This window comes from Paratractidigestivibacter faecalis, from assembly GCF_003416765.1.
Lineage (GTDB): Bacteria > Actinomycetota > Coriobacteriia > Coriobacteriales > Atopobiaceae > Paratractidigestivibacter > Paratractidigestivibacter faecalis.
The window spans coordinates 206,832-229,766 of the sequence record NZ_QSNG01000001.1; the positions used below are offsets into that span (position 1 = coordinate 206,832).

Sequence of the window (22,935 nt, forward strand, 5' to 3'; positions counted from 1 at the left end):
CGCTAGAGCAGCTGCCCGTGAGCGGCGAACCCAAATCGCGTTTGGGCCGCCGGGAGCCCTACTCTCCCACGAGCTCGCAGAGCTTGAGGTTCACGCCGGCCGCCTCGAGGGCCTCGCGGCCGCCAAAGACGCAGACGCCGGACGGGGTCTGGTCGGCCAGCGCCTCGGCAAGGCCGCGCACCTGCTCGGCGGTGCACCCAAGCTCCTGGCGGCGGATCTCTTCTCGCCAGCCGGGCTTCTGGCCGCCAAAGCGGGCGACGTCCTGGCGACGCGCCAGTGCGCGCGGCTTCACCGGGGCGTCGTGGGCGGCCACGGTGGACACCACGTAGCCGTCGAACTCCTCAGCGGTGGGCTTCCACTCGGAAAGCCATGCCGCCGCGGCGTCGTAGCACGCCAGCGTCTCGTCGACGTGCGGGTCGCGGAAGGACCAGAACTCGCGGAGGTTCTCGCCGGTGTGCTTGAAGCCGGTCCCGTAGGCGCCGCCCTTCACGCGCACCTCGTTCCACAGGTAGTCATAGGTGAGGGCCCGCGTTGCCACGGCCCAGACGCCGCGCTCGCCAGGGTCGGCGTCGGACGGCGCGAAGGCGCGCGCGACGTAGCTCACGTTGGAGGGAATGACAAAGCCCTCGTTGACGGGGACGGGCTCGGGCAGTTCCAGGGCGTGCGCGGCCACGCCCGTCCCGGCATGGAGAAGGCCCAGGTCGCCACCGGCGGCCCAGAAGCGCTCGCGGTCCTCGGCGCTGCCGATGAAGCTCACCGTGACCTCGTCGGCGGTGAAGATGCGCGCGGCCAGGTTGCCCAGGATGTCGCAGAGCCCCTGCTTGCGAGCCTCCCAGTTGCCCAGGAGCTCCTTCAGGAAGAGGAAGTAGTCGAGGCCGCCCATGAGGCTGCTCGCCTTGCTCGCGCGCGAGAAGTACGAGCCGGCCCGTGCCACGGAGGCCGCGTGCCCGCTGCCGGTGAAGTACTGCTCCATGCCCACCTTGCGCTGCGTCAGGATGTCGCGGATGCGGGCGCCGTCGGCAAAGAGGGTCTCTCCCCAGACCTCGCGCGGGATGTCGGCCAGGCGCTCGGCCTTCTCGCTGAGCGCGCAGGCGCCGACCACGAGCGTGGGCGCCGCATAGGAGAGGTCCCCCTCGTGGGTGTAGGTCTCGAGGAAGACGTCGAGGCCGCCCAGGTTCTGCTCGATGAGGGTGTCGAGGTCGGAGGCGTTGTGGCGGTGCGTGTCGAGCTTGCCCAGCAGGTCGGAGAGCACGCCCACGTACGGGAGCTCCTCCACGCGGCAGCGACGCAGGTCAAAGTAGTGGTAGACGTAGTCGATCCCGTGGGTGTCCAGCTCGTGCGCAATGCAGGGGAGAGGTGCGTCCACGTCTCGGGGCTCAGGCTCGGGCGCGGGGTCCTCGACGTCCGCCACGGTGAGCTGGGGCAGCGTGGCCAGCGCCTCCGGCGAGTCCGGGGCCTCCTGCTCGGCGCGCAGGGCCTCCACCTCGGCGGCTATGCCGGCGAGCTCCCCGTCGCCCATGGTGGCGCGGCACGCCTCGAGCTCGGCCGCCTCCTCGGCGGCGTCGCCCCCCTCGACGGGCACGAGGTCGACCTCGGCCGCGTGCGGGTTCTGGCACACCAGCTCGCGCAGGACCTGCTCGAAGAGGCCCTTGTCCAGGCCGTCCTTGAGCGTGGCGAGGGCGTCCTCGTAGTGGACGTAGTCGAGCGGGCGCTCGTCGTCGTAGAGCCAGCTGGACATGACGCACATGGAGAGGGCCACGCCGTCGGGGTAGCCGCCCCAGTCGCCCTCGCGCAGGTTGAACTCCGCCTGGGCCAGCGCCGCGGAGAGCTTGTCGCGCGGGATGCCCTTCTCGGCAAGCTCGGCGCAGGTCTCCTCGAGAAGGGCACGGAACTTCTCGGCCGCGCCCTCCCTGGTGCCCTTGAGCTGGAACATGGCCTGGGGCTGCAGCATGCCGTCCAGCAGCATGGCCTGGAAGTCGTCGGCAAGGCCGGCGTCCATGACGCGTCGCTTGAGCGGGGCCTCGTTGGAGCCGCAGAGGGCGTCCAGCAGCACGTCGGCGGCGAGCACGCGCGTGCGGTCGGCGGCGCCGCCAATGACGTAGCTCACGCCGACGGACGCGTTGCCTGCCGCCGTCGCCATCTCCACGCGGGCGGGCGCAGGAGAGACGGGGGCCTGGAGCGTGAGCGGGTTGGGCTCGCCCGCGTCGCGCTCGGCCGCGTTGCGGAAGCGCTCGTCAATGAAGGCCAGCTCGCGGTCTATGTCCATGTCGCCGTAGAGCACGGTGTAGCTGTTGGGGAGCGCGTAGTGGCGCGCGTGGGTCTGCAGGAACCCCTCGTAGGTGAGCGTGGGGATGGCGCGCGGGTTTCCGCCGGACTCAAAGCGGTATGCGGTGTCGGGGAAGAGCTGCCTGGAGAGCGCCTGGTAGAGCACGTCGTCGGGGTCGGAGAGCGCGCCCTTCATCTCGTTGAAGACCACGCCGTTGTAGGAGAGGCGCGCGTCCGCGCCCTCTCCCTCGACCTCCAGGTGCCAGCCCTCCTGCTCGAAGATGCGCGGGCGCCGGTAGATGGCGGGGTGCAGGACCGCGTCCAGGTAGACGCTCATGAGGTTCTCGAGGTCCGCCGTGTTGGTGGAGGCCACCGGGTACATGGTCTTGTCTGGGAAGGTCAGCGCGTTCAAGAAGGTCTGCATGGACGTCTTGAGCAGGTTGACGAAGGGCTCCTTCACCGGGTAGGCGTCAGAGCCGCACAGCACCGAGTGCTCCAGGATGTGGAAGACGCCCGTGTCGTCTGCCGGCGGGGTCTTGAAGCTGATGGCAAAGGACTTGTTGACGTCCGCGCAGGCAAGCCACAGCGCCCTGGCGCCGGAGGCGTCGTGGCGCAGGACGTAGGCCTGGCCGGAGATCTCGGGCACGGCCTCGACGTGGGTGACGGTGAAGCCTGCGTGGCGCGTCCCCACCGCAAGCGCGGCGTCGGGTGCGTCAAAGGTTGTCTGGTGCATGTGTGCTCCTCGGTTCGCAGTTTGACGAAGAGCAGCATACCCCTAACCCGCTGGTGCTACGCTAGCAGCTCGCGTGAACCAGGGAGGACCATGGCAACTGTTAACGGGGACGTTGATGTTTCCCAGGTAAAAGGGACGCCCCTGCCTGCCGGGCAGGAGGCTGGCACGGCCGAGAAGGCCGCTCGTGACCGTGCGCGCATCCGCCGCGGCATAGTCTGCACGCTTCTGGGCGGCGCCCTCTGGGGCCTCAACGGCACCGTTTCGAAGTTCCTGATGGACGCCTACGGCATGGAGCCCCTCTGGCTGGTCTGCGTTCGCGAGCTCACCGCCTGCTGGCTCTTCCTGGCCGCGGCCGCGGCAAGCGCCGACGGCCGCTCCAAGCTGCGTGCCGTGACGCACGACGCGCGCGGCATGCGCGGGATCCTTGCCGTGGCCCTGGGCGCCGTGCTCTTCTCGCAGGTGGCGTACCTGCAGGCCATCAACTGGACCAGCTCCGCCACGGCCACCATCATGCAGAGCCTGGGCATGCTTCTGGTTCTGACCTACGTCTGCCTCACCATGCGTCGGCGCCCCCGCAGGCGAGAAGTGCTCGGCATAGCCCTGGCCCTTGTGGGAACGTTTCTGGTGGCCACGGGCGGAAATCCCGCCGAGCTCGCGCTGCCCCTGGGCGGCCTGGTCTGGGGCCTGGTCTGCGCCGTGTCCTCGGCCTGCCTCTCCATCCTGCCGGCAAAGCCCATGGCCAAGTGGGGCAACTTCGTCGTCAACGGCCTGGCGTTTCTGGCCTCGGGCGTCATCCTGACGTTGGTCTATCGCCCCTGGGAGCACATGCCCGCCCTCGACGGCCTCGCCCTTGCGCTTCTGGCCTTCTGCATCCTGGGAGGCACCTTTGGCTCCTATGCCCTCTACCTGCAGGGCGTTCACGATGCCGGCTCCATGCGCGCGAGCCTTCTCGGCACCATCGAGCCCATCACGGCCACCATCACGACGGTTCTCATGCTTGGCACGACCTTCTCGCCGGCCGATCTCGTGGGCTTTGCCATGATCTTGGCCATGGTCTACCTCACGGCCTAGCCGCGGTCCCGGGCAAGAAGCCCGCCCCAATCCGACGCCACCAACCAAAAGGGCGGAGCCCCACCAACCGGTGAGGCGCCGCCTGCTCGTTGCGCGTATGTGCCGCGGGCCGGCCCGCTAGATGCGCTCCATGTTTGCCAGGACCGAGGAGTACCAGCGCGCCGCGTTGGGCGGGCAGTACTTCTGGGCGGCGGCGTAGGTGAGGTGTCCGCCGTAGCCGGAGGCAAGGCCCGCCACGTGGTCCCAGATGGCATCCTCCCACGTGTTCCAGCTCGAGCTTCCCCAGCCCCAGGCGTTGTGGGACCTGAAGCAGTAGAGGCCCTTGGAAGACTCCACGGCGCTGATCGCCGGCGAGAAGCGCGGGTCCACGCCGTAGTCCCAGGCGGCCTCGGCAAACGTCGTGCCCTGTCCCGCGAGGGGAGAGCCGGCGAGGTAGGCGTCGATGCGGGCGGCCCAGCCGGCCACGAAGGTGTCCTTCTGGGACTGCCAGTCAACGGGGTCTGGGTCGGGCTGCGCGGGAACCTCGACGGGTGCCTGCTCGCCGGAGCCGGTGGTGAAGGTGCTGTCGCCGGAGGCGGCGTCTGCCTGGGCCTTCTGGATGGCCGCCTGGCGCTCCGCCTCCTCGGCGGCCGCCTGCTCCGCCATCTGCTGCTCCAGCTCTGCGCGGGCGGCCTTGGCCGCGGCCAGGGCGTCGGAGGCCGCCTGTCGGTCGGACTCGGCGGCTGCCTGCTGGGTGGCCAGGTCCGAGCGCGTCTGCTGGAGCTCGGCGTCAAGCGAGGCTAGCTCGCTCACGGCGTCGTAGTTGTGGGACTGGATGACGTCCAGGTACTGGATGGTCGCAATCAGGGAGTTGAAGTCCTCGGAGGACAGCAGCAGGTCAAGAAGGCCGCCCGTTCCCTGCTGCATCTTGTACAGCAGCCTGATCGAGTCCGCCGCAGCGGCGCGCTTGCCGGGGAGAATCTCCTCGATCTGGGCAATGCGCTGCTCGTTGGCGTCAATCTGGGCCTGGACGCTCTCCACGCGGGCGTTAGCCTCGTCGTAGGCGGTCGAGGTCTCCTGGATCTGCTGCTGGATCTGGTCGATTGACGCGGCAAGAACCGTCCTTGGCGTCGCGAGCGTCGCAAGCGCACAGGCTGTCAGGGCGCTGGCTGCAGCCAGGCCGCGAAGACGGGCGCCGCGAGCTGTTTTGGTGAGCGTCAAAGAACAGTACCTCCGTGCTCGCCCTCCCGGATTTGCCGGGCTTCACAAACGTCTAACCCCGCTACTTTACCGCCTGAGCGGCCCGTTCACTTGGTTTTCACGAGTGCGGCGGCAGGTAGCAGGGGGTACCTGCCGCCTGCCGCCGCAAGGGAGCCGTCTGTGGGGGGCGCAGTCGTGGGGCCGTCTCGCCCGGTGCCTACTTGACGATGAGCGTGTCGCACTCGGTGTTGCGCGTGAGGAAGGTGGAGATGGAGCCCAGGATGGCGTACTTGATGGACGAGAGGCCGCGGGCCCCGCAGACCACCAGGTCGGGCTTGATGACGTCGAGCATGTCGTCCTTGAGGGTCTCGCGGATGCGGCCGGCGCGTACCACGACCTCGACCTTCTTGATCTGCGGCTCGGCCTCGGCCTTAGCCACCTGCCCGGCTATCGAGTCCCTGAACTCCTTCTCCAAAGCGGGAATGAGATCCACCGGGTAGGTCCCGGCGGCCTCGAGCGCGGTGGAGTCGATGACGTGGCCAATGTAGAGCTCGGCGTTGTCGCAGGCCGCGATCGTTATGGCGCGGTCGAGCACCTTCGCCTGCTCCTCCGACCCGTCAAGCGAGACGAAGATACGGTCATACCCGAGGTCCTGATAGGAAGCGGACGCGTTGTCTGCCATGGTGAGCTCCTCTCGCCGTCGCGTTCTTGCTGGTATGTCCGTTGTACCCAAGTTCGCGGGCGGTGGGGCCCACTCCGCCGAGCGTTTCCGCCAGCGTGGTTTTTCGCTGTCAGTGCTGTAAGGTTTTCTCCCGGCCGTGCGACATGCGTCAAAGTAAAGCCGTCTGTGCAAACAGGGAAAGGAACGCGTTTGGACTTCATCGAACTCATCAAGGCTGCCGTCTTCGGCGTGGTGGAGGGCATCACCGAGTGGCTGCCCATCTCCTCCACCGGTCACATGCTGCTGCTCAACCAGTTCTTGACCATGAACGTCTCCGCTGACTTCTGGGACATGTTCCTCGTGGTCATCCAGCTCGGCGCCATCCTGGCCGTGTGCGTCATCTTCTTCCACCAGCTGAACCCGTTCTCGCCCTCCAAGGCTCCCTACCAGCGCCGCAACACCTGGACGCTCTGGGGCAAGACCATCGTGGCGTGCATCCCCGCCGCCGTCATCGGCATCCCCATCGACAACTGGATGGAGGAGCACCTGGGCAGCCCCTTCGTCATCGCGGCCGCCCTCATCGTCTACGGCATCGCCTTCATCGTGATCGAGAACCGCCGCGAGGCCAAGGCCGCGGCGGCGCTGCCCGGCGCGGGCAACCACCCCACGGTCGGGCGCCCCAAGCACTTCGCCACGGCCGAGTCCGCCGCCCCCGCCACCCGCTCCGAGCTGGCCGACGCCGAGGCCCCCATTCAGAGCCTTGACGAGCTTGACTGGAAGACCGCCATCGGCATCGGTCTCTTCCAGGTGCTCTCCATCGTTCCCGGCACCTCCCGCTCCGGCTCCACCATCATCGGCGGCCTCATCCTGGGCTGCTCGCGCACCGTGGTCGCCGAGTTCACCTTCTACCTGGCCATCCCGGTCATGGTGGGCGCCTCTGGCCTGCGCCTGGTCAAGTACTTCCTCAAGGGCAACGTCTTTGCCCCCATGGAGCTCGCCATCCTGCTGGTGGGCTGCGCGGTGGCCTTCGTGGTCTCCCTGGTCTGCATCCGCTTCCTCATGGGCTTCGTCCGCAAGCACGACTTCAAGCCCTTCGGCTGGTACCGCATCGTCCTGGGCGTGCTGGTCATTGCCTGGTTTGGCATCACCGCGCTGCTCTAGCGGACGTGCCGGGAGCCCGGGCGCTTCTCGCCTGGCCTGGCAGTGTACATAAAGATGACTTGGGCCCCCGAATCCGCCTGATTCGGGGGCCCTTCTCGTCTAAATGTACGTTAATCGGAGCCGGTCTACAGGCTTGTCGGCACGCGGGACACGATGAGCCTCATCTTGCCCTCGCAGGTGGCGTCGCCGTAGGCGGCCGGGATGATGAGGTGCGTGCCGCGACGGACCGCCCGCCCGCCGATGGTGCCCTCGCCCTCGATGACGCTCACGCAGCGGAACGTCGGAATTGCCGAGAAGGTCTTCTCGCCGTCAACGGTCACGAGGTCCACCATGTAACGGTCGCAGTCCTCCAGGTGCTGGATGCCGCCGATGACCGGGGTGGTCACCTCGCCGGACGTGATCTCGGGCAGGTCGAAGTCAACGCAGTCGAGGCTCTGCTGCAGGTGGAGCGGGCGCTTGGTGCCGTCCGCCTGCACGCGGTCGTAGTCGTAGACACGGTAGGTCACGTCGCTGGACTGCTGGGTCTCCAGGATGGTCGTGCCCGCCTTGATGGCGTGGATGGTGCCCGGGTCAATCTGGAAGAAGTCGCCCTTGTGGATGGGCAGTACGTTCAGCAGGTCGTCCCAGCGGCCCTCCTCGACCATCTGGGCAAACTCGGCGCGGTCATGCGCGCGCTGGCCCACGACGATGGTCGCGCCCGGCTCGCAGTCAAGGATGTACCAGCACTCCTTCTTGCCCAGGGAGCCGTTCTCGTGCTCGGCGGCATAGGCGTCGTCGGGGTGGACCTGCACGGAGAGGTCGCCCTTGGCGTCGATAATCTTCACCAGCAGGGGGAACTGCGCATTGGCGCCCTCGGCGGTGGGGACGGCGCCAAACATCTCGCGGTGGCTCTGCCACAGCTCGGAGAGACGCATCCCGTCAAAGCTGCCGCCGTCTATCTGGCAGTCTCCGTGCGGGTGGGCAGAGATTGCCCAGCACTCGCCGATGGGGCCGTCCGGGATGCTGTACCCCCAGTCCGCGTCAAGCTTGCGGCCGCCCCAGATCTTCTCGTGGAAGATGGGCTTGAGGAAAATGAGCTCGTGATTAGCTGCCATGCCATGCTCCTTCTCTTCGGTTCTACTCTGTGCCGACAAGAGCCGTCACAAGCATAGCGCGGGCAGGCGACTAGAGGTTGTCCACCTTTAGGTCGTCCAGCAACCTCCTGGCTGTCTGCCAGGCGAGAAGTCCGTCAGGGTCGAAACTGCCGTCCTCGTATTGATCAACTCCGCGCTCGACCGTTAGCCATAACTGGAGCCAATAGACATTTGTGTCAACGTAGCAGGTCCCTTCTTCAATGATGAGGTAGGGCTGTTCATCGTTATCGGTGACAAGGGACGGCGACTGGTGTGCCGGAGAAAGCGAGAAAGATAGGAACGAGCAGCTTTCGGCGGCAATACCAAGGCATCTATTGGTTACCGCCTCGGCAGCGCTTTGGCGGACGTACGCCCAATGGGCCGAGGAGAATGCGTTGACGTCCAGCGGAGTTAGGACAAGGAGCCGGGACGCCCTCTCAAGAAGGTGCGTGCAAGAGATGCGTTTGGGGATAGACGTAGAACCACCCACTTTTGGCTCCCATCGCAATCAGTTTTCTTGGTGGTAGCAGCCATATTCTAAGGCGTATGCCTAGCAGACTCGCAATGGTCTAGACTAGCCTTTCCCGATGCAGGCAATCCGGAAGGTCACATATATGAGGTTCCGCAACAAACGTCTGATAACTACCGTCGCAGCGCTGCTTGCGGCGCTTCTCGTGGCGGCGCCGGCGCTTCCCGCGACACCCGCCCTGGCGGACGAGACCGTGTCCTATACTGCTGACCAGCAGCCCGAGCTCTCCGCTCAGGCGGCCTTCCTCTTTGACCGTACGACCGGCTACGTCCTTCTGGACAAGAACGCCGACGAGCGTCACTACCCGGCGTCTATGACCAAGATCATGACGGCGCTCCTGGTTCTCGAGCACGCCAGCCTGGCCGACGAGGTCACGGTCGAGCAGGCCGACCTCGACATGATCACCGCCGACAGCTCAAACGCCGGCCTTCGCGCCGGGGAGACCCTCACGGTGGAGAACCTCCTCGCCTGCCTGCTCCTGCCGTCGGGCAACGAGAGCGCCTACGTGCTGGCTCGCCACGTCGCCGGTGACTACCAGGCCTTCGTTGACATGATGAACTCCCGCGCGGCGGAGCTTGGCTGTACGGGCACGCACTTCGTCAACCCCTGTGGCCTGCACGACGACGACCACTACACCACCGCCCACGACATGGCCCTCATCCTCTCCGAGGCCGAGAAGAGCGCCGACTTCGTGCGCATCTCCGGCTCCGCCACCTGGGACCTGCCGGAGACCAGCATGAACCCGGCGCGCACCCTCAAGAACACCGACCTTCTCGTCAATCCCGAGAGCGACCTCTACATGGATGCCGTGACCTGCGGAAAGACGGGCTACACCGGGGACGCCGGCCGCTGCCTTGCCGCAGGTGCCTCCAAGGACGGCCTGGACGTGGTGGGTGTGGTCATGGACGCGCCTGAGTCGGAGGGCTCCGCCGCGGCCATCTCCAATATGCACGACCTCCTGAGCTGGGGCCTTTCCGCCTGGCAGACCACCTCCATCGTCAACGCCGGCGACGTCCTGGGCACCTCCGCCGTCCGCCTCTCCAAGGACGGCGAGAAGCTCAACGTTTCCGCGGCGGACGCCATCACGGCCACCCTGCCGGCGGGAACGACGGAGGACGACCTCGACGTCGCCTTCTCGTGGCAGGGCCCGCTCACCGCGCCTGTGGAGGCGGGGGAGCCCCTGGGCACGGCCACAGTCTCCTACCAGGGCCGCGAGCTCGGCGCCATCGGCGCCGTCGCCGCCTTTGGCATGCGTCTCTCCATCCCCGCCTTTGTGATGGACTGGCTCTCTGACCCCATCCACATGGTCATCGTCGTCGTTGCCCTGGTGGCGCTCTTCGTGCTCGTCGGCCTTCTCGCCTCCCGTGGGAGCCGTCGCCGCCAGCGCGACCTGCGCCGCGAGCACGACCGTCGCCGCGCGCAGGCGGCGGGCCGCCGAGTCGGCGCCCATTATGCCACGCCCCGCAAGAAGCGCTAGCCTGGTCCGCTTTCCGGGTTTTCCGGAGCGCGTCGGCTGTGCTACCATGTCCCACTAGGCAATGACGGAGAGGTTTGGTCGTCGCGTCGCCAGCGGACAAGAGATGGGGCTCACCGGCTGAGAGGTCCCTCCAAGGCTGACGTCCAGAGTTCACTCCACCAGCCGCAACCTTAACGGTGACGGTGGGCGCAGGCGCGCTTCTCGCCACCCAGTAGGGAAGCCGTCCGCCCCACGGAACGGGGCTCAAGAGAGGACGCGCGCGAGAGAAAACGCGCTCGTCAACCAAGGTGGTACCGCGGAACTCATCCGTCCTTGGGCAGAGAATGCCCGAGGACGGATTTTTGTTTGGAAAGGGGAGCACGCAATGTCGATGTCCGACGACCTCAAGGCAATTGAGGCTCAAGTCCAGGAGGGCCTTGCCAAGGCCGAGAACATGGACGCCCTGGAGGCCCTGCGCGTTGGCGTCCTGGGCCGCAAGGGCAGCCTGACCGCCATCATGCACACCATGGGCAAGGTCCCGCCCGAGGAGCGTCCCGCCATGGGCGCCCTGGCCAACACCGTCCGCGCCAACGTGGACATGGCCATCAAGAGCCGCAAGGAGGAGCTCGGCCGCGCCCTCATGGCAAAGCGCATGGAGGCTGACGCCGCCGACGTGACCCTTCCGGGTCGCACGCTCTCGCTGGGCACCCAGCACCTCATCTCCCAGATTCGCGAGGAGATTGAGGACATCTTCTGCGGCCTGGGCTACACCGTCGAGGACGGCCCCTACGTGGAGACCACCTACTACAACTTCACCGCGCTGAACGCCCCTGAGGACCACCCCAGCCGCTCGGCCAAGGACACCTTCTACGTGGTCGACAACCAGCCCGAGGGCAAGGAGGCCCACGTCCAGGGCGAGTCCGACGTGCTCCTGCGCACCCAGACCTCCGGCGTCCAGGCCCACGTCATGGAGGCCAAGGAGCCGCCGATCTACATGATCTGCCCGGGCACGGTCTTTCGTCCCGACACGGCCGACGCCAACCACCTGCCGCAGTTCACGCAGGTGGAGGGCCTCGTCGTCGATGAGGGCATCACCTTCGGCGACCTCAAGGGCACCCTTGACTACTTCACGCGCGAGATCTTTGGCAAGGACCGCGCCACCCGCTACCGCCCGCACTTCTTCCCGTTCACCGAGCCCTCCTGCGAGGTCGACGTCTCCTGCGGCGTCTGCCACGGCAAGGGCTGCCGCTTCTGCAAGAACACCGGCTGGCTCGAGATCCTGGGCTGTGGCATGGTGGACCCCAACGTCTTCCGCAACTGCGGCATCGACCCCGAGAAGTACACGGGCTTTGCCTTCGGCATCGGCGTCGAGCGCGTCGCCGCCCTGCGCTACGACCTGCCTGACCTGCGCATGCTCATGACCGGCGACATGCGCTTCCTCAAGCAGTTCTAGCCCGCACCCCCAGAGATTCCCGCGCAACAGAAAGGCTGTTCCAATGCGCATTTCATACGAGTGGCTCAAGAGCATGGTCGATGTGCCGGAGGACCCCTCCGACCTCGTCGCCGAGTTCGTCCGCACCGGCACCGAGGTCGAAGCCGTCGAGAAGGTCGGCGCCGACCTCACCAACGTCGTGACCGCCCAGGTCGTCAGCAAGAAGCCCCACCCCGACTCCGACCACATGTGGCTCTGCCAGGTCTCCGTCGGCGACCGCAACGTCGACGCCGACGGAAACCCCGTCCCGCTGCAGATCGTCTGCGGCGCACAGAACTTCGAGGAGGGCGACCACATCGTCACGGCCATGATCGGCGCGGTCCTGCCCGGTGACTTCAAGATTAAGAAGAGCAAGCTGCGCGGCGTCGAGTCCTGCGGCATGAACTGCTCCGCCCGCGAGCTCGGCCTGGGAGACGACCACGACGGCATCATCATCCTGCCCAAGGACGCTCCCGTCGGCATGGACTACACCGACTACCTTGGCATGTCCGACACCGTCATCGACTGCGAGATCACGCCCAACCGCCCGGACTGTCTGTCCATGACCGGCATGGCCGTCGAGGTTGCCGCCATGTACGACGAGGACACCCACATCGAGCTGCCCTCCGTCAAGAGCGAGCAGGGCCCCGACGCCCACGACCTCGTCGACGTCACCATCGACGACCCCGAGCTCTGCCAGCGCTACACCGCCCGCGTGGTCCGCAACGTCAAGATCGGCCCGTCTCCCGAGTGGCTGGCCCGCCGCGTCGTGGCCGCCGGCAGTCGCCCCATCAACAACGTCGTCGACGTGACCAACTACGTCATGTTCCTCACCGGCCAGCCGCTGCACGCCTTTGACCTGGGTAAGCTCACCGAGCGCGACGGTTGCCGCCACATCGTCGTCCGCGCCGCCGCAGATGGCGAGAAGCTCGAGACCCTCGATGGCGTCGAGCGCACCCTCACGCCGGACATGGCCGTCATCACCGACGACGGCAAGACCCCGGTCGCCCTTGCTGGCGTCATGGGCGGCATGAACTCCGAGATCGACGAGAACACCGTGGACGTCCTTCTCGAGAGCGCCACGTTCTCCTCCGGCCACGTCTCCCGCACGAGCCGCAACCTCGACCTCATGAGCGAGGCCTCCATCCGCTACGAGCGCCAGGTCGATGGCGCCAACTGCGCAAACGTCGCCGAGATCGCGGCTGCCCTCTTTGAGGAGTGCTGCGGTGCCGAGGTGTGCCCCGGCATCGTGGACGTCTATCCGGTGGTCGTTCCCGCCCCCGTCATCGACTTCCGCCCCGCCCGCGCCCGCATGCTCTGCGGCGCCCAGATCCCCGACGAGTTCATGGTCGCCCGCCTTTCTCGCCTGGGCTGCAGCATCGAGCGCGTTGATGACGAGCACCTCACGGTGACCGCCCCCACCAACCGCCCCGACCTTACCCGCGAGGTCGACCTCATCGAGGAGGTCTGCCGCCTGTGGGGCGAGGGCGACATCGAACCCACGCTTCCCGCCGCAAGGAACCACGCCGGCGGCCTGACCGTGGAGCAGAAGCGCATTCGCCTCATCGGCCAGACCCTGCGCGCCTGCGGCCTCTCCGAGACCAGCACCTACTGCTTCGCCGACCCTAACGACCTCGTGAGCCTTGGCATCACCGAGGAGGGTCGCGGCATCCCGGTGAAGATCATCAACCCGCTCGTCGCCGACCAGTCCGAGATGCGCCGCTCCATGCTCCCGGGTCTCGTGCGCTCCGTCGCCTACAACCTCGACCACGGCGTGCCCAACGTCGCGCTGTACGAGATCGGCCGCGTCTTCTTTGGCCACGAGTCCAAGTCCCAGCCCGACGAGCCCACCTACGTGTGCGGCGTCCTTGCCGGCAAGCGCGCCGACGACGCCTGGAACTCCAAGTTCCCCGACTACGACTTCTTTGACGCCAAGGGCGCCGTTGAGCAGCTGCTCTCTGCCCTGCGCCTCACCAAGGTCCGCTTCAAGGTCGCCGATGCCCAGAGGTATCCGTGGCTGCAGCCCGGTCGTGCCGCCGAGGTCCTCTCCCAGGGCGAGGTCCTGGGTTGGGTGGGCAACATCCACCCCGCCAGCCTCCAGAAGGTCGGCGTTGACGTGCCGGTCGTCGCCTTCGAGCTCTCCGTTGAGGCCCTGCTGCGCCTTGCCGTGCGCGAGCTTCCCTACGTCGACGTCCCCACGCTGCCCGGCGTGACGCATGACCTGGCCATCGTCGTCGACGAGTCCGTCTCCTACGAGCAGCTCGTCCAGCGCATCGGCAGCGCCGGCGGCAAGCTCCTGGCCGACGTCCGCCTCTTCGACGTCTACCGCGACCCGGTCCGCGTGGGCAAGGGCAAGAAGTCCATGGCCTTCTCCCTCACCTACCGCGCCGCTGACCGCACCCTCACCTCCGAGGAGGTCGAGAAGGCGCACGAGAAGCTAGTCAACAAGGTCCTGCGCGCCACGGGCGGCGAGGTCCGCAGCTAGATCTGACGGCGAATAACGTTTCTGAGAACGGTCGGGCGCAAGCTGCCCGGCCGTTTTCTCTTAGGCCACAATTGACGTCATACATATAGAGAAGGGAAGCGCCCATGCCGAGCTGGAACATCCATACCGCCCACGTAGAGAGGCTCCTGCGTGAGCATGGTGCCTCGGAGCTGGGAATAGACGGCAAGGACGCATTCCTCATGGGCAACCTTCTGCCCGACGTCTATGTGGGCTACATGGTCTCGGACGCAACCTGGCGCATTGACTACAAGCTCACCCACCTCACCATGAGGGACCACATTCCCCTCCCGCGCTACCAGGAGTTCTGGGAATTTTACGTCGAGCGTCCCGAGGACTACGGTGCGCATTGCGTAACTGATGTGGTCCGTGGCGCCTGGTGCCACCTGGTGTGCGACCACGTCTACAATGCCCACACCCGCGCCTACCTCAAGGAGCTCGGCGTTGCCCCAGGGGAGGAGGCCCGCATCAAGAAACAGGCCGACTTCGCCCTCTTTGGCAGGACCCTCACTATTGAGATGGTCCCGGCGGTCACAAACGAGGTCCTCGGCCAGTGCCGCTCCTTCCCCCAATACAGCGTCGTCGAGAAGGACGTCCGAGCAGCATCCTCCGTAGCCGCATCCATAGTGGAGAAGAACAGGCTCGAGCACGTGGACGGAACCCCCGATTATCAACTGCTGACCGCCGACTTCTTTGACACGGCGAGAAACGAGGCTGACCAGATCATGGTGAGGGGCCTGAGGGAGCTGGCTTCCAGATAGAGGACAAGGCTCCGCAGATTGACCAATTGTGTAGGAACCGTGAACCCGCCGATTCCCGCCCCGGCCCGGCGGGAGGCAGCGTATATTAACTCCTCGCGCGGCGGCGGGGCACAGAGCCCGGCGCGAGCGCGGCGAACCTTGAAAACCGGATACCGCGGCCCGAGAGGGCCGACAACCAGGACAGACTATAGGACAGGTTCTTGATACATGAGTGGAGTGTCATATCACTCCCGTCGAGTTCCTTGTCCCAAGGGATCCGAGTTAAACGACATGGCGCTCACCGGCCGGGACGGCTCGAAGCGAAGAATCTTGTCAGGCCTCACGGCCTGCCACATTTGAACGGAGAGTTCGATCCTGGCTCAGGATGAACGCTGGCGGCGCGCCTAACACATGCAAGTCGAACGGTTAAGGCGCCCTTCGGGGCGCGAATAGAGTGGCGAACGGCTGAGTAACACGTGGGCAACCTGCCCCCCGCACCGGGACAGCCTCGGGAAACCGTGGGTAATACCGGGTACTCCGCCACCCCCGCATGGGGGAGGCGGGAGAGCGTATGCGGCGGGGGATGGGCCCGCGGCCTGTTAGCTAGTTGGCGGGGCAACGGCCCACCAAGGCGATTATGGGTAGCTGGGTTGAGAGACCGACCAGCCAGATTGGGACTGAGACACGGCCCAGACTCCTACGGGAGGCAGCAGTGGGGAATCTTGCGCAATGGGGGCAACCCTGACGCAGCGACGCCGCGTGCGGGACGAAGGCCTTCGGGTCGTAAACCGCTTTCAGCAGGGACGAGGCCGAAAGGTGACGGTACCTGCAGAAGAAGCCCCGGCTAACTACGTGCCAGCAGCCGCGGTAATACGTAGGGGGCGAGCGTTATCCGGATTCATTGGGCGTAAAGCGCTCGTAGGCTGCCCGCTAGGTCCGGGGTCAAATCCGGGGGCTCAACCCCCGCACGCCCCGGATACCGGCGGGCTTGAGTCGGGTAGGGGAAGGCGGAATTCCAGGTGTAGCGGTGGAATGCGCAGATATCTGGAAGAACACCGGTGGCGAAGGCGGCCTTCTGGGCCTCGACTGACGCTGAGGAGCGAAAGCTGGGGGAGCGAACAGGATTAGATACCCTGGTAGTCCCAGCCGTAAACGATGGACGCTAGGTGTGGGGGGAGATGCCCTCCGTGCCGCAGCCAACGCATTAAGCGTCCCGCCTGGGGAGTACGGCCGCAAGGCTAAAACTCAAAGGAATTGACGGGGGCCCGCACAAGCAGCGGAGCATGTGGCTTAATTCGAAGCAACGCGAAGAACCTTACCAGCGCTTGACATTATGGTGAAGCCGGGGAGACCCGGTGGCCGAGAGGAGCCATAACAGGTGGTGCATGGCTGTCGTCAGCTCGTGTCGTGAGATGTTGGGTTAAGTCCCGCAACGAGCGCAACCCCCGTCGCGTGTTGCCAGCGGTTCGGCCGGGCACCCGCGCGAGACCGCCGGCGTCAAGCCGGAGGAGGGTGGGGACGACGTCAAGTCATCATGCCCCTTATGCGCTGGGCCGCACACGTGCTACAATGGCCGGCACAACGGGCTGCCACGCCGCAAGGCGGAGCGAATCCCCAAAGCCGGCCCCAGTTCGGACCGGGGGCTGCAACCCGCCCCCGCGAAGTCGGAGTTGCTAGTAATCGCGGATCAGCACGCCGCGGTGAATGCGTTCCCGGGCCTTGTACACACCGCCCGTCACACCACCCGAGTCGCCTGCACCCGAAGTCGCCGGCCCAACCCGCAAGGGGGGGAGGTGCCGAAGGTGTGGCTGGTAAGGGGGGTGAAGTCGTAACAAGGTAGCCGTACCGGAAGGTGCGGCTGGATCACCTCCTTTCTAGGGAGAGACAAGTCTCATCTAGAGAATCGATTATGACGACGGGCCGTCCCGTCAGGCCGAGGCGCCATGCCTCGGGTCCCTTCCGTCCCCTGGTTGCTCGCGGGCCTGCGCCCGCGCGGTGTCCGGTCCCCGGGGCTCGCCCTGGCCGTACCTTGAGAGCTGCATAGCGTGACCAACGAAGATTTTCTTCTAGAAGATCGCATCTCATGCAATATGACACCCAAGGCCCCACCAAGTGGGGCCGTATGAGTCGTTTAACCATACCGTCTGAGATAGAAGGAAGATGGTAAGGGCAGGCGGCGGATGCCTTGGCACAGGAAGCCGACGAAGGACGCGGCAAGCTGCGATAATCCGCGGTGAGGGGCACACGCCCTTTGACCCGCGGGTCTCCGAATGGGAAAACCCGGCGCGCCGTCGAGGCGCGTCGCCCTCCCCCCGAACACATAGGGGGGAGGGGGGCAACCCGGGGAACTGAAACATCTAAGTACCCGGAGGAAGAGAAATCAATCGAGATTCCCCCAGTAGTGGCGAGCGAACGGGGAAGAGGCCAAACCGGCCCGAGCGAAAGCCGGGCCGGGGTCGTGGGGCCGTCTACAGTGCGGTTACAAAGCGACGCGCGAGCGGAACCGGATGGGAAGCCGGGCCGAAGGGGGTTAGAGCCCCGTACGCGAAGCGCGACGCCCGCCTGACGGTGCCCGAGTACCGCCGGACACGTGAAACCCGGTGGGAAGCAGGGGGGTCCACCCTCCAAGCCTAAATACTCTCCTGTGACCGATAGCGCACTAGTACCGCGAGGGAAAGGTGAAAAGCACCCCGGGAGGGGAGTGAAACAGCACCTGAAACCGCCTGCCCACAAGCAGTCGGAGCATCGCCTTCGGGCGGTGTGACGGCGTGCCTTTTGTAGAATGAGCCAGCGAGTTGCGGCGCGTGGCGAGGCCAAGCCACGAAGCGAGCCGTAGCGACAGCGAGTCCGAACAGGGCGCTAAGTCGCGCGCCGCAGACGCGAAGCCGGGTGAGCTATCCATGGGCAGGCTGAAGCGGGGGTAAGACCCCGTGGAGGGCCGAACCCACCTAGGTTGAAAACTGGGGGGATGACCCGTGGATAGGAGTGAAAGGCCTATCAAACCCGGAGATATCTCGTTCTCCCCGAAATAGCTTTAGGGCTAGCCTCGGGCGTTTACCATGGGGGGTAGAGCACTGGACTGCCGCGGGGGCCTCACCGCCTACCAACGCAGACCAAACTCCGAATACCCATGGTCCACAGCCCGGGAGTCAGAACATGTGGGCTAAGCTGTGTGTTCGAAAGGGAAACAGCCCAGACCGCCCGCTAAGGCCCCCAAGTCGATGTTGAGTGGCAAAGGATGTGCGTCCGCCCAGACAACCAGGATGTTGGCTTAGAAGCAGCCACCCATTCAAAGAGTGCGTAATAGCTCACTGGTCGAGTGGACATGCGCCGACAATACACGGGGCTAAGCATCGCGCCGAAGCGGCGGACCGGAACCATGCGTTCCGGTGGTAGGGGAGCTTCCCGTGCGCGGGGAAGCCGGGGGACGACCCCCGGTGGAGCGCCCGGGAGTGAGAATGCTGGCATGAGTAACGAGAGCGGGGTGGAAAACCCCGCCGCCGTAAACCCAAGGTTTCCTGGGCGAGGCTAATCCTCCCAGGGTCAGTCGGGGGCTAAGGCGAGGCCGGAAGGCGTAGCCGATGCACAGCGGGCCGACATTCCCGCACCCCCGGAAGGGCGCTATAACCGATGGGGCGACGCAGGAGGGTAGCTGGACGGGGTTCTGGACGTCCCCGCGATGGCGCGTAGGGCGGCTCCCAGTGAAACGCGGGAGCCACGTGAGCCTGAGGCGCCGGACGAAGCCTTGTGGCGAAGCCAGTGAGCCCATGCTGCCGAGAAAAACCCCTAGGGAGCCCGACGGGGCCCGTACCGCAAACCGACACAGGTGGGTGGGTAGAGAATACCAAGGCGATCGGGAGAACTATGGTCAAGGAACTCGGCAAAATCGCCCCGTAACCTCGGGAGAAGGGGCGCCGGCCTGGGTGGGGGGACACGCTCCCCGAGCCCGGTCCGGCCGCAGCGAAAAGGTCCAAGCGACTGTTTACCAAAAACACAGGACTCTGCTGAAGTCGTAAGACGACGTATAGGGTCTGACGCCTGCCCGGTGCCGGAAGGTCACGAGGAGCCGTCAGCGCAAGCGAAGCGGCGAATCCAAGCCCCGGTAAACGGCGGCCGTAACTATAACGGTCCTAAGGTAGCGAAATTCCTTGTCGGGTAAGTTCCGACCTGCACGAAAGGCGTAACGATTTGGACGCTGTCTCGACCATAGGCCCGGTGAAATTGCACTAGTCGTGAAGATGCGACTTACCCGCGGAAGGACGGAAAGACCCCGTGAACCTTTACTGCAGCTTGGCATTGGCTGCCGGGGCGCCGTGTAGAGGATAGGTGGGAGACTTCGAACCCGGGACGCCAGTCCCGGGGGAGTCGCCCTTGGAATACCACCCTCGGCGCCTTGGCATCCTAACCTGCGGCCGTTATCCGGCGCAGGGACCGTGCCAGGTGGGTAGTTTGACTGGGGCGGTCGCCTCCTAAAAGGTAACGGAGGCGCACGTAAGGTCTGCTCGGGACGGTCGGCAACCGTCCTTGAGAGTGCAAGAGCGCAAGCAGGCTTGACTGCGAGACGGACAGGTCGAGCAGGTGGGAAACCAGGTTCTAGTGATCCGGCGGCTCAGAGTGGTATGGCCGTCGCTCAACGGATAAAAGGTACTCCGGGGATAACAGGCTGATCTTCCCCAAGAGTCCACATCGACGGGAAGGTTTGGCACCTCGATGTCGGCTCATCGCATCCTGGGGCTGGAGCAGGTCCCAAGGGTATGGCTGTTCGCCATTCAAAGCGGTACGCGAGCTGGGTTCAGAACGTCGTGAGACAGTTCGGTCCCTATCCTCCGTGGGCGCAGGAGAACTGATGGAGGCTGCCCCTAGTACGAGAGGACCGGGGTGGACGGACCTCCGGTGCACGGGTTGTCGACCAACGGCACCGCCCGGTAGCTGAGTCCGGTTCGGATAACCGCTGAAAGCATCTAAGCGGGAAGCCGGTCCAGAGATGAGTTCTCCCTTCGGTAAGGCCCCTCGTAGACCACGAGGTTGATAGGCCGCAGGTGGAAGCCCCGCGAGGGGCGGAGCCGAGCGGTACTAATCGGCCGAGCTCTTCCTTCGCGACCTTCTGGAGAGGCTTCGATCCCGGTCACGCTGTGCGGCCCTGAGGGCACGGCCACGCGGCCCGCCCGTAAATCGCAGAACGCCCCTTGGCGGCCGGCGGCCATGGCAGGGGAGGCACACCCGGACCCATCCCGAACCCGGAAGTTAAGCCCCCGAGCGCCGATGGTACTGCGGAGTAAGTCCGTGGGAGAGCAGGACGCCGCCGGCCACCAAGGGGCATTTTGCCAGGGGAGGCCCCCTCCGCGAGAGCGGAGGGGGCCTCTCTGCGTATGTACGCGTGTTGTTTTACTTTGCCTCTCTCCTTTATGAAATCAATACCATGATGTAAGTGCCGTTTGTCGGCTCATTTCTACCGTTCGGCTGCTTTATACTGTTCAAACGTAGAGCAGGTGGTGTGAGGTCTGCACCTTGGTATCCGAAAGGACTTTTGAAATGAAGATTCTCTTCTACGGAACCGCAAGCTACGACAAGGATTCCTTCAACAGGGAGCTCAAGAGCTATCCCAACATCAAGATTGATTTTATCGAGACCAATCTCACTCCTATGACAGCCGCCCTTGCCCGTGGCTATGATGCCGTCTGCGCGTTCGTCAATGCCGATGCGGGCGCCATGACCCTCGAGATTCTGGCGGGCTTTGGCGTCAAGCTCGTTCTCATGCGCTGCGCTGGCTTTGATGCCGTCAACGTTCCCGTTGCCAAGGACCTTGGCATGAAGGTCACTCGTGTTCCTGCCTATTCTCCGCAGGCTATTGCCGAGCACGCCATGGGCCTTGCGCTCTGCGCCAACCGCCGTATCCACAAGGGCTATAACCGCGTCCGTGACAATGACTTCAACCTCGAGGGTCTTGTCGGCGAGACGCTTTATGGCAAGACCGCCGGCATCATTGGCACTGGCCGAATTGGCGCCGCGCTCTGCCGAATCTGCAAGGGCTTTGGCATGAAGGTCCTCGGCAGCGACCTTTACCCCAACATGCAGCTTGTCGAGGAGGGCGTCGTCGACGAGTACGTTGACTATGATGAGCTGTATCGTCGAAGCGACCTCATTTCTCTCCATGCTTTCCTTAATGAGGAGAGCCGCCACATGATCAACGATGACTCCATTGCCAAGATGAAGGACGGCGTCATCTTTGTGAACACCGGTCGTGGCGGTCTCGTTGACACCCAGGCCCTTATCCGCGGCATCCTGTCTGGCAAGATTGGCGCCGCAGGACTGGACGTTTATGACGAGGAGGGCCCCAACGTTTACCAGGACCGCGCTGGTGAGATCATTGACTCCGTCACTTCTCGCCTGTGCTCCTTCCCCAACGTGGTGATGACCAGCCACCAGGCCTTCTTCACCAAGGAGGCCTTGGGTGAGATTGCCCGCGTCACGCTTGATAACGCGCAGGCGTTTGCTAACGGCACCGACTTCGTCGAGAGGTCCGTCGTCTGCTAGCATCGCTAGCAGCGATTCATATTGGCGTTTCCATACGAGAAAGAGGTTCTAGATGGGATTTACCAAGAAGACCAAGATCGTATGCACCATGGGTCCGTCCACTGAGGACGAGGAGGTGCTGCGTCAGCTCATTCTTCACGGCATGAACGTCGCTCGTTTCAACTTCTCTCACGGCAGCCACGAGTATCACCGTCAGATGATCGAGAAGGTGCGCAACATTTCCAAGGAGCTCGGCATTCCCGTTGCCATTCTTCTTGACACCAAGGGCCCCGAGGTCCGTACCGGCCTTCTGGAGGACGGCAAGAAGGTCACCGTCAAGACTGGCGACGAGCTTGTCATCTCTGCCCAGCCCACTGGCGAGAACTTCCACGGCAACGCCGGCCACATCTCCCTTGACTACCTGAACCTTCCCAAGGAGGTCACCAAGGGCTCCATCATCCTCATCGACGATGGCCTGATCGGCCTTGAGGTTGACCACGTCGAGGGTAACGACATGTACTGCGTCGTCACCAACGGCGGCGAGATTGGCGAGCGCAAGGGCGTCAACATCCCCAACGTCAACATTGGCCTGCCCTCCGTCACCCCGCAGGACCGCGCGGACATCATGTTTGGCTGCGAGCTCGGCATCGATGCCATTGCCGCCTCCTTCATCCGCGACGCCAAGGCCGTTGACGAGATTCGCCAGATTTGCGTCGAGATGGGTGCCCCGCACGTGCAGATCTTCCCGAAGATCGAGAGCGCCCTGGGTGTCGAGAACTTCGACGAGATTCTGCACGTCTCTGACGGCATCATGGTTGCTCGTGGCGACCTGGGCGTCGAGGTGCCTGCCGCCAAGGTCCCGCACATCCAGAAGACCATCATCAAGAAGTGCGCCGAGCACTACAAGCCGGTCATCACCGCTACGCAGATGCTCGACTCCATGATTCGCAACCCGCGTCCGACCCGCGCCGAGGTCAACGACGTTGCCAACGCCGTCATGGATGGTACCGACTGCGTCATGCTCTCTGGCGAGACCGCCTCGGGCAAGTATCCCATCGACGCCGTTCGCACCATGGCCGAGATCTGCAAGGAGACCGAGAAGTACCTCCCCGAGAACGAGCACTATTACGACCGCGGCGGCGTCCGCAACGTCAACGGCGCCACTGGCTTTGCTGCCGTTGAGATGGCCGATCGCGTGGGTGCCAAGTGCATCATCGTGCCGACCCACTCTGGTCGTTCCGCTCGCCTGGTCTCCAAGTTCCGCCCGAAGGTACCCCTGTACGCCATGTCCCCCTCCGACGAGTCTGTGCGCCGCACCTGCTTCTACTGGGGCGTCTACGCGTACCGCACCACCGAGCAGGGCTCCCTCACCAACACGCTCTACAACGCGCTGACCACCGCGAAGGAGAACAAGGTCGTCGATGCCGGCGACATTGTTGTCCTCACCGCCGGTGACCCGCAGACCTCCCCGCGCCAGGGCGACTACACCACCTCCACCAACCTGGCTATGATCGCCCAGGTCCAGTAGAGACGACCCGCCA

At 65.0% G+C, this 22,935-nt stretch carries 13 protein-coding genes and 3 rRNA genes; 11 read left to right on the plus strand and 5 right to left on the minus strand.

Annotated elements, in window-relative coordinates; all coding sequences use genetic code 11:
* Nucleotides 1-58: 58 nt before the first annotated feature.
* Complete coding sequence (locus DXV50_RS00865) at nt 59-2,998, minus strand: insulinase family protein (protein ID WP_117204355.1); 2,940 nt, start codon at nt 2,996-2,998, stop codon at nt 59-61.
* 90 nt (nt 2,999-3,088) lie between these two features.
* Here DXV50_RS00865 and DXV50_RS00870 point away from each other — a divergent pair, with 90 nt between their 5' ends.
* Nucleotides 3,089-4,069: a DMT family transporter gene (locus DXV50_RS00870; protein WP_117204356.1), complete on the plus strand. Its 981-nt coding sequence runs from the start codon at nt 3,089-3,091 to the stop codon at nt 4,067-4,069.
* 117 nt (nt 4,070-4,186) lie between these two features.
* Here the strand turns inward: DXV50_RS00870 and DXV50_RS00875 are convergent, their stop codons facing one another.
* Together DXV50_RS00875 and DXV50_RS00880 are read right to left on the minus strand one after the other, a co-directional pair.
* Nucleotides 4,187-5,269: a coiled-coil domain-containing protein gene (locus DXV50_RS00875; protein WP_232817408.1), complete on the minus strand. Its 1,083-nt coding sequence runs from the start codon at nt 5,267-5,269 to the stop codon at nt 4,187-4,189.
* A 196-nt stretch (nt 5,270-5,465) separates the two neighbouring features.
* On the minus strand, nt 5,466-5,930 hold the full coding sequence (locus tag DXV50_RS00880) for a universal stress protein (RefSeq protein WP_117204357.1): 465 nt from the start codon (nt 5,928-5,930) through the stop codon (nt 5,466-5,468).
* Nucleotides 5,931-6,119: 189 nt separating this feature from the next.
* Between DXV50_RS00880 and DXV50_RS00885 the strand changes: the two genes are divergently transcribed.
* Nucleotides 6,120-7,070: an undecaprenyl-diphosphate phosphatase gene (locus tag DXV50_RS00885; RefSeq protein WP_117204358.1), complete on the plus strand. Its 951-nt coding sequence runs from the start codon at nt 6,120-6,122 to the stop codon at nt 7,068-7,070.
* Nucleotides 7,071-7,195: 125 nt separating this feature from the next.
* Here the strand turns inward: DXV50_RS00885 and DXV50_RS00890 are convergent, their stop codons facing one another.
* Both DXV50_RS00890 and DXV50_RS00895 read right to left on the minus strand, forming a co-directional pair.
* The gene (locus DXV50_RS00890; protein WP_117204359.1) at nt 7,196-8,164 is read right to left on the minus strand and encodes a type I phosphomannose isomerase catalytic subunit; all 969 of its coding nucleotides are present in this window, start codon (nt 8,162-8,164) and stop codon (nt 7,196-7,198) included.
* A gap of 70 nt (nt 8,165-8,234) precedes the next feature.
* Complete coding sequence (locus DXV50_RS00895) at nt 8,235-8,672, minus strand: hypothetical protein (RefSeq protein ID WP_117204360.1); 438 nt, start codon at nt 8,670-8,672, stop codon at nt 8,235-8,237.
* A 124-nt stretch (nt 8,673-8,796) separates the two neighbouring features.
* Here DXV50_RS00895 and DXV50_RS00900 point away from each other — a divergent pair, with 124 nt between their 5' ends.
* The 9 genes from DXV50_RS00900 (at nt 8,797) to pyk (ending at nt 22,922) form a co-directional block, all read left to right on the plus strand.
* Nucleotides 8,797-10,188, plus strand: a complete 1,392-nt coding sequence (locus DXV50_RS00900) for a D-alanyl-D-alanine carboxypeptidase family protein (protein WP_198666368.1) — start codon at nt 8,797-8,799, stop codon at nt 10,186-10,188.
* A gap of 364 nt (nt 10,189-10,552) precedes the next feature.
* Entirely contained in the window at nt 10,553-11,620 is a 1,068-nt protein-coding gene (pheS, locus tag DXV50_RS00905; RefSeq protein WP_117204362.1) for a phenylalanine--tRNA ligase subunit alpha, read from the plus strand.
* Nucleotides 11,621-11,663: 43 nt separating this feature from the next.
* Complete coding sequence (pheT, locus tag DXV50_RS00910) at nt 11,664-14,123, plus strand: phenylalanine--tRNA ligase subunit beta (RefSeq protein ID WP_117204363.1); 2,460 nt, start codon at nt 11,664-11,666, stop codon at nt 14,121-14,123.
* A 104-nt stretch (nt 14,124-14,227) separates the two neighbouring features.
* Nucleotides 14,228-14,902, plus strand: coding sequence for a hypothetical protein (locus DXV50_RS00915; protein WP_117204364.1), 675 nt, complete (start codon nt 14,228-14,230; stop codon nt 14,900-14,902).
* Nucleotides 14,903-15,238: 336 nt separating this feature from the next.
* Nucleotides 15,239-16,755, plus strand: a 16S ribosomal RNA gene (locus tag DXV50_RS00920).
* Nucleotides 16,756-17,034: 279 nt separating this feature from the next.
* Nucleotides 17,035-19,978 (plus strand): 23S ribosomal RNA (locus DXV50_RS00925).
* A 95-nt stretch (nt 19,979-20,073) separates the two neighbouring features.
* Nucleotides 20,074-20,189 (plus strand): 5S ribosomal RNA (rrf, locus tag DXV50_RS00930).
* The 16S, 23S and 5S rRNA genes sit together here, the layout of an rRNA operon.
* A 224-nt stretch (nt 20,190-20,413) precedes the next feature.
* A complete protein-coding gene (locus DXV50_RS00935; RefSeq protein WP_117204365.1) occupies nt 20,414-21,415 on the plus strand; it encodes a 2-hydroxyacid dehydrogenase in 1,002 nt (333 codons plus the stop codon).
* Nucleotides 21,416-21,467: 52 nt separating this feature from the next.
* A complete protein-coding gene (gene pyk, locus DXV50_RS00940; RefSeq protein WP_117204366.1) occupies nt 21,468-22,922 on the plus strand; it encodes a pyruvate kinase in 1,455 nt (484 codons plus the stop codon).
* The last annotated feature ends 13 nt before the right edge of the window (nt 22,923-22,935 follow it).

What these genes read in the sequence shown, in the direction of transcription:
- DXV50_RS00865 (WP_117204355.1), bottom strand. Translation starts at nt 2,998, where the DNA reads ATGCACCAGACAACCTTTGACGCACCCGACGCCGCGCTTGCGGTGGGG.
- DXV50_RS00870 (WP_117204356.1), top strand. Translation starts at nt 3,089, where the DNA reads ATGGCAACTGTTAACGGGGACGTTGATGTTTCCCAGGTAAAAGGGACG.
- DXV50_RS00880 (WP_117204357.1), bottom strand. Translation starts at nt 5,930, where the DNA reads ATGGCAGACAACGCGTCCGCTTCCTATCAGGACCTCGGGTATGACCGT.
- DXV50_RS00890 (WP_117204359.1), bottom strand. Translation starts at nt 8,164, where the DNA reads ATGGCAGCTAATCACGAGCTCATTTTCCTCAAGCCCATCTTCCACGAG.
- DXV50_RS00900 (WP_198666368.1), top strand. Translation starts at nt 8,797, where the DNA reads ATGAGGTTCCGCAACAAACGTCTGATAACTACCGTCGCAGCGCTGCTT.
- pheS (WP_117204362.1), top strand. Translation starts at nt 10,553, where the DNA reads ATGTCGATGTCCGACGACCTCAAGGCAATTGAGGCTCAAGTCCAGGAG.
- pheT (WP_117204363.1), top strand. Translation starts at nt 11,664, where the DNA reads ATGCGCATTTCATACGAGTGGCTCAAGAGCATGGTCGATGTGCCGGAG.
- DXV50_RS00915 (WP_117204364.1), top strand. Translation starts at nt 14,228, where the DNA reads ATGCCGAGCTGGAACATCCATACCGCCCACGTAGAGAGGCTCCTGCGT.
- DXV50_RS00935 (WP_117204365.1), top strand. Translation starts at nt 20,414, where the DNA reads ATGAAGATTCTCTTCTACGGAACCGCAAGCTACGACAAGGATTCCTTC.
- pyk (WP_117204366.1), top strand. Translation starts at nt 21,468, where the DNA reads ATGGGATTTACCAAGAAGACCAAGATCGTATGCACCATGGGTCCGTCC.